Origin of the sequence: Pseudomonas sp. Q2-TVG4-2, assembly GCF_013620795.1 — a bacterium.
Taxonomy (GTDB): Bacteria; Pseudomonadota; Gammaproteobacteria; order Pseudomonadales; family Pseudomonadaceae; genus Stutzerimonas.
Genome location: NZ_LGLW01000016.1, coordinates 26,427 through 33,720 on the forward strand (window position 1 = coordinate 26,427; position 7,294 = coordinate 33,720).

Consider the following 7,294-nt stretch of genomic DNA (forward strand, 5'->3'; position numbering starts at 1 on the left):
TTACAACCTGAAGCGACTGGTCAGCGTCTTGAGCTTCAACCCCACTTCATGCAGGTTGCGCGCAGCTTCATCGACCTGACGGGTGCCCCCGACATTGTCCTGGCTCGCCTGACGAATATAATCCATGGCACTGGAAACCTGATCCATCCCGGCCATCTGTTGCTGGCTGGTGGCCGCGATCTGCAGGGCGACGTCACTCGATTCCTCGATACTGCCGCTCAGCGTGCGAATTGACTCGCCGCTGACACGGGCTCGCTCGTAGCCTGTCTCGACCGCCTTGCTGCCCTGCTCCGCCAGCAGTACGGCCTTGGTCATCGCTTTCTGGATGTCGCCGAGGATACCGCGCACCTGCGCGGTGGCCTGCTTCGACTGATCGGCCAGCGCCTTGACTTCCTGCGCCACCACTGAGAACCCCTTGCCCGCCTCGCCGGCTTTCGCGGCCTCGATAGAAGCATTTACGCCGAGTAAGTTCGATTGTTCAGCAAGGTCGCCTACCGTTGCAACGATCTCGCCGATAGCCTGGGTCTGATCGCCCAGCCGCATGATGCTTTCGGCCACTGCCTGCATTTGCTCGCGAATCTGTTGCATGCCCTTGAGTGCCTCATCCACCGCCTGGAAGCCACTCTGAGCAACTAGCCGGGTCCGCTCGGCACTTTCGGTCACGCTCTTCGACTTTGTACTGGCGAGTACAGCGGTCTGCTTGACTTCTTCCACCGTCGTGGCGATCTCGCTGATGGCCGTGGCGGTTTCCTGGGTGCTGGCTGCGGCCTGGCTGGTAGCCGCAAGAATCTCTTCGCTGGAGCTGGCCAACACCGACACGCCTTCATTGATTTCCTGCACCATTTCCCGAAGGTACAGACTCATGTCGGCGAAGGCTTTCGCCAGACTACCCACTTCATCCTGGCGCGCGCTGGTGGGAACCGTGCGGGGAATGTCTCCGCGACCAATTTGCTCGGCGAGCCCCGTCAACCATGCCAATGGCTTGGAAATATGCCGGCTGAGCAGCCAAGCCAACACGCCGCTGATAATCACCAACATCAGGCATAACTGAAAGGTATTGGTACGTGTAGTCTCGAGTTGCTGCTGCGAAGCCACAAGCGCGTCTTTGATCCGGCGATCGGTCAGTCGGGTGAGCTCCGAGCCAAGCTCATTGATTCGATCGAGCCGTTCAGCCTGCTCTTGCTGCTTTGGCTGTCCCGCCGCCTCGAAGCGACCCTCCTGAATCAGTCGCAGCTGTTGCATGCGCACCTCGACGAGCGTCGTTCGCAGCTCCACTATCCGGTCGATGATTTTGGCGACTTCTGCATCACCAGACGCATCGGCTTGCAGCTGGTTGACGATCCGATCGTTGGCTCCGGTGCCCCGGTTAATTCTGTTCTGCAGGTCCTGTTCACCCTGCGTGTCGGCATCCAACGCCAACAACAGGTCGCCACGCAGATTGGCAAGGTTTGTGCGCAGCTCGTTTACCAGCGTGACCCGCTGGTAATGTCGCTGAAACTGTTGCTCCTCCGCTTCCTGCAACCTCGCGAAGCGGTCCAGGGTACTGAACAGCAAAGCGCCGAACCCCAAAATCAGTATGGCGAAGACAATCACCAGCTTGCTGCCGATGCTGAACCGCAACGCTTGCCCCATGCCTCTTTCCTCTTATTCAATGATGACGCGCATATCCGGATCGCCCAGCAGCCGGGCGCCGTCGAGAACCGTCCACTGATCGGCCGTTACGCCGAGCAGGTAGGCCGAGCGAATGCCCGACAGGTTGGCCACCTCTTTTTGCAAGGCTGCCTTTTGAATCTTTCTGATACCCAATACACGGTCGATCAACAGGCCAAACTCCATCTCCGACCCTTGGAGCACGGCCAGGAAGTTCTTGTCTGACAGCCCACCGATCGGCAGCTCGAACAGCACGCGAAGGTCCAGCACCGAGACGATACGGCCGCGCACGTTGACGATCCCCAGCACATGGGGCCGAGTACCAGGCAGCGGCGTGTAGTGCGTTAGCGGCATCACCAGAGTGATGTGCTCGCTTTCGACCGCATAGGTCTCGCCACTCAGACTGAACGTCAGCACCTCGAGCCAACTGTCCGGCTGCTCGGCCTCGGACACCGCGGCCCATTGTTGTGTCCGTTCAAGCAGTCGCGCCTCGAGCGTCGCGGCATCTGGCGTGAAGCCTGCGTCCAAGCGCTTGTCGAGTTCCGCCAGCCGTTGATGAATCGCGGCCCAATGGTCGGCGCCGTTCTCTGCGTCGGTCACAGCTGATCTCCCATGCTTATCTGTTCGCAAAGACGCAGCAGCTGAGCGCAGCTCATGCCGTCGGCACGGGGCACCGGAGCATCCTCGGCCTGTTCACCCAGAAGTTGTCGACACACCTGAAGGGACTTGCTGCTCGCTTTCGTCTGGCCTTCGCTTTGCAGCAGACGGGCCTGGAGGAAGTAGCCGAGGACGAAGTCTGGCTCCAGATAAAGCGCTTTCTGCAAGGCTGAGAGCGCTCCGCGATTGTTGCCGACCTGCTGCTCCAGCAACGCCAATAGCCAGTAAGCAGACGCTGACGCAGCGTCCAGTGTCAGTGCTCGTTCTAGATTCTGTCGGGCCAGTTCGATTTGATGCTCATCGGCCCAGCTCCTGGCCAGCAGCAGGCAGGCTTGACGTTGCTGGGCCGGACTCAGGGCAGGACAATCCAGATAAGCATGCAAAACTTGTCGGGCCGCCTCGGGCCGACCGTTTGCCAAGGCCTGTTGCGCCTTGTCCCATAGAGCTGCTGGGCCGGTTTCGGCTGCGGGACTGGCTTCGGCTGGGCGAAGTTGAATTCTGGGGGCCGTTGCGGGGCTCGTAACGGCTTTCGACGCAGGCACTGACTGCGGTGAAAGACCTGGTGCTGGATTTGCCGCCGCAAGCCAGCTCGGCGGGATGGGCGATGTATCTGGCTGAGGCGCGCTGCCTTCGCTCAAGCCCATCGAGCCCTGCTTGGTCAACGCATAATTACTCGCCGCCATGCGTCCTTTCAGCCCGGCGCGGGTCGCGATGCCGGCCTCGACTGAGCTCAACATCAATACACCGTTGGGCTCCAGACTGGCGAGTAGCCGTCGCAACGCGGCGCCGGCCCGCGCCGGCGAGAAATACATCAGAACGTTTCGGCAGAGAATCAGGTCGGCGTCCGGCATCGGGCTCGGCTGCCGACTGTCGGCCAGATTGAAACGGACAAAGCGAATACGGTCCCGCCAAGCCGTGCGCACGCGCCAGCGTGACCCTTCCGCCTGGAAGTAACGACTGCGGTACGCCTCGTCATTGCCACGAAAGGCATTGCGGCCATACAGGCCGTGGCGCGCACGCACCAGGAAATCCTCGTTGATATCCGTGGCAAGCAAATCCACCTGCCAGCTGTCACGCTCGAAGCCAAGCAATTCGTCTACTAGAAACAGCAACCCATACGCTTCTTCTCCCGTGCAACACGCCGCACTCCAGAGCCGAAGGGAGCGCTGCCCTTCCTTTCGACGACGCTCCAACAGCGGTTTCAGATGATGCTGTGCCAGCCAGTCGAACGCTTGCGCATCACGTCTGAAGTAGGTTTCGCCTACGGAAAACAACGGGACCAGCGCCTGAATTTGCGACTTATTCCAATCGGCAAACGCCAGCTCTTCCAGCCAGCGGTCGGTATCGGTCGGTTGTTGGTCCTGTGCCAGCCTGAGCAGGCGGCGCAAGAGATCGCTTCGCCGCTCACCTGAGAAGTCCATACCCAGATGCTGATGTACCTTGTGAGCCAATGCATCAAGCAGGCGCGGCGAGCAGTTGCTGTCAGACACTCTCATTGCCAGCCTCGATTGTCTGCGTCAACGCCTTGGCCAGACGCTGTTCATCGTTATCCGAGAGCAGCTGCTCCACATCTTGAATTAGCAGCATGCCGTCCGCGCTTCGCATCACGCCCCGCAGCTGGTCGCAAGGCACCCTCGGATCGGGTGCCGGGACGAACAACTCTGGATCGCATGTGAGCACGACCGCAACCGACTCAACCGTAAGCAGCAATTCGCGTCGGCTGGTCTTCAGCCAGATCAAAGGTTGCCAAAGGGACCGCTGAGCCGGACGGATGCCGAAACGTATCGACAGGTCAATCACCGGCAGAATCTGTCCGCGCAAATTAACCAGCCCACAAACTGATTTTGGAGCGCCTGGCAGCGGTGTGCTGAGAAGCGCAGGCAGAACCTTGATCACAGTCTCAAGCGGTACGGCGCACTGGTGCTTACCGATCATGAAAGGTAATACCGAAAACCATTCCATAGCCACCCGATCAAATTTTCTCTGTACAGCGATAGATACGTTGACTACCCCGTTGGAGCATAGCAGGGAAACGATCCGAGGCATCCCGAAAAAGCATGTATTTATGGCGCTGTAATTTTGACGAATTGCCACTAGCCGCCGTTTTCGGCACACCGCTCCGAGTTTGTCATCACAGCCGCTGCGGCTAGTCCACGAATGGACTCCGGCAGCGCCAGCCAAGGGAAGCACCAGCGGTCAGTTGCGAGTGCCTGAGCTAAAAGCCACTGCCCGTATGGCAGCCGCCCGAACATTGGCCGAGGGCCGACCTGCTTTCGATCGGGCCATAGGCGTTACGCCGTTTGATGCTCAAGAAGTCATCCGTTCTGTCTGCTAGCTAGGACAGGGTAGCGAGCATCTGCGAGCAAAATTGATTGATTGATGAATTCGCGCTGAACTAATACAAACCGCTCGTGGGATGGGCTATTTGACGAATTCTGCTCGACCGATTGACCTTGGCTGGCGCACGACTGCACTACCACGGCGACCGACTGGCCAGGGATCGGCATTGAAAATCACGTTATACGTACTTGGCAGGCGGTCCCTTGGCGATTCGGGTGCGGAGAACACCTCGAGGCGGTGATGGTGGCGCCGACGCGGCCGCGCGATTTGGACATCAACGGGATCGAGGCTTTATGGGACAAGGAGCTGCACACAGCTATGAACACCCAAAGACTCGCAATTCCAGAGGAAGCGGTTGTCAGCACTCTCTTAGGCGATCTGAGCCATGGGGTAAAATAACCCACTCGATCATCAATAGGTCACTAAACCCGCGTGGCTAAAGAGATTAGATATCGATTGATGTGACTATTACCGTCGCTTTTACCATCATCCAGCTCGGCTGGTGCGCAAATTGGATAGTGGTGTGGGCGCGACGACTCTAGCTACACAATAACCAATCGCTAGATATTTTAATCTTTCAGCATGATTACGCTGCGCTAGGCGCAGCCTACATCCGCACGCGCCGACGCACCTTTTTATACTACGCCCCCGGTATGTCTTAACGCTCGCACTCGCCCTGTCCTTTCGTTGGTTTCTGTCCGGATTGGCATCACCTTGCGTTGCGAGGTGCGCGATGACTGAGCTGCCTTCCAAACCTGACTCTTTTCCTCTGCCGGCCCGTGACGGTAAGCGACGGCATCGGATGGCGCCATTTGACTTCAATGACGGCAACTAGCCAAGTATCACTTCCGCTATTGCGGGATGGGTGCGTGGCCTATCGACGTGTGGCGAACAACTACATCGCCGTCTTCCAACACTTCATCCCGCCAGGCATTTGGGAGGTGATCGTTTTCTCACGGATACACGGCGTTTTAAAAGCCAGCTAAGGCTTAGTCACGCTATCTTCAGGGGCTAAGCACAGGCTTAGCTTGCTTCAACATATGACCTCTGATTAGGTCAACCTGACAGAAATGTAATCGTTACTTCAGCCCCAAGTCAGGACGCTTTGAATATATTGATGTAGACGTTGCGAGCATCGGAAGAAAAATACAAACGTCCCTGCAGTAGGCGATGTTCCTCGCTAACCAATCTATAAGGTACCCGCATGTCTTCTACGCATTGCCATCATCAGCCTGACCAAACGAAAGGATCAGCAGCACTCACAGACCCGGTCTGCGGGATGAAGGTGAAAGAGGACAATGAACATCAAGAGCATTATCAGGGAAGTACTTACCGCTTCTGCAGCCAGGGCTGCCAGACCAAGTTCCGTTCTGATCCTGCTCGATATATCGCTGCACAGCAGGCTCAAGGACCGGCATCTCAGGCACCCGCGCCGTCCGCACAGAAGGCACCCGCCGGTGATGCAACGACCGAGTTCACCTGCCCAATGCACCCTGAAATCCGCCAAATGGGACCAGGTGATTGCCCTATCTGCGGGACGTCATTGGAACCTCTGATCCCTGAACTCGACGAGGAGGAGAACCCTGAACTAAAGGAGTTCTCAAAGCGGTTCTGGTGGTCCTTGCCGTTAACGGTTGCTGTGACGTTATTGGCCATGGCGGGACATGCGATACCGCTGTTTCACGGGGCTAGCCAGAACTGGGTTGAACTGGCCCTCACGACCCCTGTTGTGTTGTGGGCAGGCTGGCCATTTTTTTCGCGCGGCCTCGCCTCGGTCAAATATCGCAGCCCGAACATGTGGACCTTGATCGGGTTAGGCACGGGGGCTGCGTATATCTATAGCGTCGTGGCGACCGTCTTACCGAGCATATTTCCAGCGTCATTCACGGTGGGCGGTCGAATAGGCGTTTATTACGAAGCCGCCGCAGTGATCATTTCGCTGACCCTGCTAGGCCAGCTGCTCGAGTTGAAGGCCCGGACTCAGACATCCTCGGCAATCAAGTCCCTGCTTGGCCTGTCGCCTAAAACCGCCATGAGCCTCAGCTCAGCATCGGTGGTGTTCAATGCCCTCCGGCTCCGTCAAGCGCATGTTGTTTGAGGCCTGTCGGCTGCCGGCCGTGACATTCCAACTGCTCGCGGCGGCCCGTCAGCGGTTACGGCTCGCCGGCATGCCGTCGAATGTCATTGCCCAACTGGAAAGACCGGCAATGCGTGCCCCGTTTGGACCGTGACGAGCCCGATCGGTCGCGTAGTAGAAAGCCTTAATGCCCGTGAGGGCATGACCCTACCAGTCGACGCCCCTTCGCTCGCACAAGTGGTCTGGGCACGGCTTGGCTAGGAGTTGCAGTACCAGAGGCGCACGCAAATATAGCGCAGGGGCAATCAGTAACAGCGCGCCTGCCCTCCTCGAGGCGATCCGCGAAGGCGCGGTGCGCCCTCAGGCCAGGACTGTCGCAGTCATCATCGCCGGACTTCGAGGGTAGCGGGACCGGCAGCGAAATCATGAGCCGTATCGCCGCGCCCATGGTAGGCGGGATGATCACCGCACCTTTGCTCTCCTTGTTCGTTCTGCCGGCAGCCTACCTGCTGATGCGCCGCCAGCAATTGCGTGCCCCTCCCCCCAGCAAGTAACCAACCCCACTGGAGA

Annotated in this window: 6 protein-coding genes and 3 pseudogenes; 5 read left to right on the forward strand and 4 right to left on the reverse strand. The window is 58.4% G+C overall.

Going from position 1 to position 7,294, the window contains the following annotated elements; all coding sequences use genetic code 11:
• The 4 genes from H3028_RS20420 to H3028_RS20435 are packed head-to-tail and all read right to left on the reverse strand — an operon-like array spanning position 1 to position 4,401.
• Positions 1–1,632, reverse strand: coding sequence for a methyl-accepting chemotaxis protein (locus H3028_RS20420; RefSeq protein ID WP_219920312.1), 1,632 nt, complete (start codon positions 1,630–1,632; stop codon positions 1–3).
• 12 nt (positions 1,633–1,644) lie between these two features.
• A complete protein-coding gene (locus H3028_RS20425) occupies positions 1,645–2,250 on the reverse strand; it encodes a chemotaxis protein CheW (protein ID WP_181299037.1) in 606 nt (201 codons plus the stop codon).
• Positions 2,247–3,803, reverse strand: a complete 1,557-nt coding sequence (locus tag H3028_RS20430) for a CheR family methyltransferase (protein ID WP_181299038.1) — start codon at positions 3,801–3,803, stop codon at positions 2,247–2,249. Before H3028_RS20430 ends, H3028_RS20425 begins: the two co-directional genes overlap by 4 nt.
• Complete coding sequence (locus H3028_RS20435; protein WP_181299039.1) at positions 3,790–4,401, reverse strand: chemotaxis protein CheW; 612 nt, start codon at positions 4,399–4,401, stop codon at positions 3,790–3,792. The genes H3028_RS20430 and H3028_RS20435 overlap by 14 nt, the downstream gene beginning before the upstream one ends.
• 405 nt (positions 4,402–4,806) lie before the next feature.
• On the opposite strand from H3028_RS20435, the gene H3028_RS21710 reads away from it, so the two are divergent.
• From H3028_RS21710 to H3028_RS21420, 5 genes and pseudogenes are all read left to right on the forward strand, one after another.
• Positions 4,807–5,046 carry a DUF2399 domain-containing protein gene (locus tag H3028_RS21710; protein WP_375154443.1) on the forward strand — a complete coding sequence of 80 codons (240 nt, stop codon included), beginning with the start codon at positions 4,807–4,809 and terminating at the stop codon, positions 5,044–5,046.
• Positions 5,047–5,478: 432 nt separating this feature from the next.
• Positions 5,479–5,627: pseudogene (locus H3028_RS21715) on the forward strand (Tn3 family transposase); the annotation flags it as partial.
• A 224-nt stretch (positions 5,628–5,851) separates the two neighbouring features.
• Positions 5,852–6,691: pseudogene (locus H3028_RS20445) on the forward strand (YHS domain-containing protein); the annotation flags it as partial.
• A 43-nt stretch (positions 6,692–6,734) separates the two neighbouring features.
• Positions 6,735–6,878 (forward strand): efflux RND transporter periplasmic adaptor subunit, encoded by a 144-nt coding sequence (locus H3028_RS21415; RefSeq protein ID WP_258237870.1) that lies wholly within the window; start codon positions 6,735–6,737, stop codon positions 6,876–6,878.
• A 165-nt stretch (positions 6,879–7,043) separates the two neighbouring features.
• Positions 7,044–7,278, forward strand: a pseudogene (locus H3028_RS21420) (hypothetical protein); the annotation flags it as partial.
• Positions 7,279–7,294: the final 16 nt, after the last annotated feature.

Coding starts and splice junctions, on each gene's coding strand:
- H3028_RS20420 (WP_219920312.1), bottom strand. CDS start 1,632: ATGGGGCAAGCGTTGCGGTTCAGCATCGGCAGCAAGCTGGTGATTGTC.
- H3028_RS20430 (WP_181299038.1), bottom strand. CDS start 3,803: ATGAGAGTGTCTGACAGCAACTGCTCGCCGCGCCTGCTTGATGCATTG.
- H3028_RS21415 (WP_258237870.1), top strand. CDS start 6,735: ATGTTGTTTGAGGCCTGTCGGCTGCCGGCCGTGACATTCCAACTGCTC.